Origin of the sequence: Okeania sp. SIO2B9, from assembly GCF_010672505.1 — a bacterium.
GTDB classification, from domain to species: domain Bacteria; phylum Cyanobacteriota; class Cyanobacteriia; order Cyanobacteriales; family Microcoleaceae; genus Okeania; species Okeania hirsuta.
Genome location: NZ_JAAHGK010000774.1, coordinates 1 through 3,775 on the forward strand (window position 1 = coordinate 1; position 3,775 = coordinate 3,775).

Genomic DNA, 3,775 nt, shown 5'->3' on the forward strand with positions numbered 1-3,775 from the left:
TCTCCAAAAGAGGGAGTAGGCAGCTTTGCTGTAGGCAGTAGGGAACCCACCCCTCGCCCCTCCCCCTCCCAGGAGGGGAAAGAATTGATATATCTAGTGTGAGAATTGATTTGATTTTTGATTTTTACCAGATGTCTACTAGACTAAATTAAACTAGAAGATAGTATTTTGGTTTAAACTGTGAAAGTAAGTTTTAATTTTGGGCGTTGCTGATTCTAGGTATGATTTGATAATTTTGTCTTTTGTATTTTTTATTTTGGATAGTTTGAACTACTTGTTAATATTAACTTTTCCCTATTAATATCAAATCCGTTTAATTGGACATAAAAAAAATCTTCAATCGTCATAACTACGCTCATCTTTGTAATTCTTTCTTCTCCTGACTCCTGAGGACTGACTCCTGAGGACTCCTAACTTAACCATTCTATGGTTGTTTAACCGGATTTTATATAACTTTTCCCTATTCCCTATTCCCTATAAACTTACTTTCATACCTTAATTCAGCAATGCCTAATTTTGATATATTACTAAAGGAAAAGCAGGTGCAAATTGAAAAATTAAATTAGTGCTGAATCCACAATATTCAGAGGATGATTAACTCAGAAAATTTAGAAGAATCTGATGATCCGAGTCAGGGGAAATATTTTTCCCACTGTTCCCTCTTCCCTGCTGTTCTTACAGAAGAACAGTAATATCATGTCTGGATAATTAGTAGACCTCTGGTGAAAAAGATATAGATTTTTTGCAGGAGTAGGCAACAGGCAAAAGATAAGATTTTTTTAAGATATTTTTACGAAAAAGGCACGAAAAATGATTTTTTAGGGTGAATTTTTCGTATCCAAAACCTGCTCTAATTAAAAGGTTTATTTATTTTCCATCAGATGTCTAGTGATAAAAAAAACTTTCTCCTCCTCTTTCTTCCCTCCTGACTCCTGAGGAGGTCCACCTGATTCCTCCGTCGTTTATTTATAACTGTTCAACCGGACATGATATAAGTAGCTAATTAACTCGAAATTTAGGGGCGAAAAGTTGTTCGCCCCTGCTCAGATTAATTAATTGTTGTGGGTATTATTTTAGATAAATGTGATTAATTTATCGGCGTCGTCTAGATCCAAAACCACCACCGCGACGAGAGGGAGATAACCCACCACTACCAAAACTACGACGTTGTTGGCGAGGTTTTGCTTGATTGGAACGACGCAAGTCACTAGCACTAGCACCGCTTCCTGTGGAACGATTGAGATTTTGCTGCTGTCTGCGAGTGTTGTTACTTCTAGTTGAATTAGTTACACCTGTAGCACGCAATGTTTGACGATTTTTAACTGCTGCTGGTGGAGCTTGATAACGTTCTTGATATCGGTTAACAGCTTGGTCATAGCTATTACCATACCCACCATAACCAGTCATTACTCCACCTGGTTGATAAACTGGCGGTACATAATATTGAGGTCTGAACAACATATTACTAATTGCTCCACCAACTACCTGACCTGCTATTGCTCCAGCAAAAGGTGTCCAGAAGTTAGACTCCCGACGCACAATTATTGTTTCTTGTCTACCTGTTTCGGGATTTGTTTGAGTTTCAGTTACGTTATGTACATATTCAATTTTAAAGTCTGGTTTAATGTGTAAACTAGCTTGGTTGCCATTAATCTCAGCATAGTTAGTTTTGCCTTCCTGAATTTCTTCCTCAGTCAAACTTGCCATTTGCAAATCTGTCGTACTATACATCGGTGGTTTACCTGACGGAGTATTCAGCAACATTAATGTATACTCACCGTTAGCATCATTATAAGTTGCCTGTTGTACAGGATATTGCCCCTGGGTTACTTGGTTTCGGTTTTGCTTAATGGGGTTGGAGGGAATATTGGGATTTGAGTTTTGATCTGAAGTTGTGTTTGAACTGCCACAAGCGACTGTTGTCCAACACAATGTTAAACACATAAACAATACCGTCAATTTACGCAACATATTTTACGATCGCTCCTAAATAATCTAATTTTGAGTGAGTGTTACTTATTATTATACCTTTATTTTACCTTTGAGAGGGGAATAAAGAAGTCAGAAGTCAGAAGTTAACCCACCCCTAACCCCTCCTGGGAGGGGAAGTAGGGGATGCGTGAGCAACCCTCCAAAAACCCGATCGCCTTAAAAGGCGAGGTTGCGCGACCAAATTATTTTGATCAACCGAACTATCTTAAGTTTTACCGAGAAATTGTAGTCTCAAGTCTCCCCTTTTAAGGGGATAAAAAAAAGAAAATTCCGTATTTTCGTAGCCTCCTTATTGGAGAGGTACTGTTAGCGTAGCTCCTCCGGAGGAGGCTAACTGATAACTGAAATAACCTACAGGGGAATCAATTCAGGAAAATTGAGTAATAGTTGTTCATTGTCTAACTCATCCCCTAAACGTGCTGGAGAAAAATGTATTTGAATACCTCGCAGTTTTTCTTGATAATGCAGATTAATTAAGGCTTTTAATGCTACAGTCATTGCATTCATGCTAGCAAGATCGGCTTCAATATCTGGCACTTCTCCCTGAAAAGCAACTGTGAGCATTACTACTAAATTACCAGTAGGTGATAAAGTTAGAGGTTGGTCATCTGCCTCATAATCTTCATTGTCCCCAGAACTTAGGTAACGAGAGGCTGAGTCTGTAAAGAGTTCGTCAAAGAAATCTCCTGCTTCTCCTTCATCCCAGATCACATCTCCCTCATTAGAAGCAGACTGCCAATAGGTATCATACTGTAGGAGACTCTGACAGACTTCAACCAGTCTTTCTCCTGCTACTTCCAAGTTACCTTCTGATGCAACTATCTCCCTCACAGCTCGATTCAAAACACCCAATAAAGGCGTTACCTCTGAACCCGCTAAGTGAACAAATAAACGAGAGACAACAAATCGAGTTTTACCTGTAAATTTCTTGAAACTATCTTGCCAAGAACTCATAATTTACCTTCAAAAAAATCAAAAGTCAAAATTAAAAAGTCAAAAGTAATAAACGTTAATTATATCATGTTTGGATAATCAGTTATGATTAAAATTTAGTGGTTATATCAAATCTCATTAATTAGCCATAATAAAAATGTTTTTCTCTCTCATGCGTTGTTAGGAACGATAGGTTAATCTCCCTATAGAAAATTAATCAAGCAATGGCTAAAGTAGCGAGTGTTTGACAACAAGCAATTCCACCCACCTCTCTAGCTTCCCTCCTGGGGAATGGGGGTGGGCACACCTCAAGGAGGGGAAATAAGTCCCCTAAAGTCCAAACGTCACATTACACGGTATGGAAGAAAGACTTATGGAATTTGCCAAATCTATAGACATGAAAAAACTGAAAGGATTGAAAACGCTGATTAAACCATCCTCCAAAAGTATCAGAACTCATTATCGAAAATTAGCAGAAAATCGAAAATTAGCAGAAATATGTTACCTTTATACATCTGCATCAGCTCAGTGTTTATAGATGAAACAGGTGTAATGCTTGGTTTAACAAGAACTCATGCCGGTTCAAACAAGGGAACTAGAGTATATGAAATGAAGCCATTTTATCGAGGTCAAAAAGTTACAGTAATTGGTGCAATAAGTGTTAAAGAAGTAGTAAGGTTAATGACAATAAATAATTCCATGGATAGCAAAGCATTCAAAGTATTTATTGAACATTTTTTACTGCCAGAGTCATGGCCAGTAGCAGTAGTAGTTATGGATAATTTACCCGCACATAAACTAGCATCAATTGAACATAGAATTGAATCTGTAGGAGCTAAAGTCATAAATT

General features: G+C 37.8%; 4 protein-coding genes. 2 read left to right on the forward strand and 2 right to left on the reverse strand.

Annotated elements, in window-relative coordinates; translation table 11 throughout:
* Positions 1–1,092: 1,092 nt before the first annotated feature.
* Both F6K13_RS23150 and F6K13_RS23155 read right to left on the reverse strand, forming a co-directional pair.
* A complete protein-coding gene (locus F6K13_RS23150; protein ID WP_124142903.1) occupies positions 1,093–1,971 on the reverse strand; it encodes a hypothetical protein in 879 nt (292 codons plus the stop codon).
* Between the two features lie 372 nt (positions 1,972–2,343).
* Complete coding sequence (locus F6K13_RS23155; protein ID WP_124142902.1) at positions 2,344–2,946, reverse strand: DUF1517 domain-containing protein; 603 nt, start codon at positions 2,944–2,946, stop codon at positions 2,344–2,346.
* A 337-nt stretch (positions 2,947–3,283) separates the two neighbouring features.
* Here F6K13_RS23155 and F6K13_RS23160 point away from each other — a divergent pair, with 337 nt between their 5' ends.
* On the forward strand, positions 3,284–3,463 hold the full coding sequence (locus F6K13_RS23160; RefSeq protein ID WP_287288518.1) for a hypothetical protein: 180 nt from the start codon (positions 3,284–3,286) through the stop codon (positions 3,461–3,463).
* Positions 3,464–3,477: 14 nt separating this feature from the next.
* A partial coding sequence (locus F6K13_RS23165) for a transposase (protein WP_287288520.1) occupies positions 3,478–3,775 on the forward strand: 298 nt, incomplete at its 3' end.

What these genes read in the sequence shown, in the direction of transcription:
- F6K13_RS23150 (WP_124142903.1), bottom strand. Translation starts at nt 1,971, where the DNA reads ATGTTGCGTAAATTGACGGTATTGTTTATGTGTTTAACATTGTGTTGG.
- F6K13_RS23155 (WP_124142902.1), bottom strand. Translation starts at nt 2,946, where the DNA reads ATGAGTTCTTGGCAAGATAGTTTCAAGAAATTTACAGGTAAAACTCGA.
- F6K13_RS23160 (WP_287288518.1), top strand. Translation starts at nt 3,284, where the DNA reads ATGGAAGAAAGACTTATGGAATTTGCCAAATCTATAGACATGAAAAAA.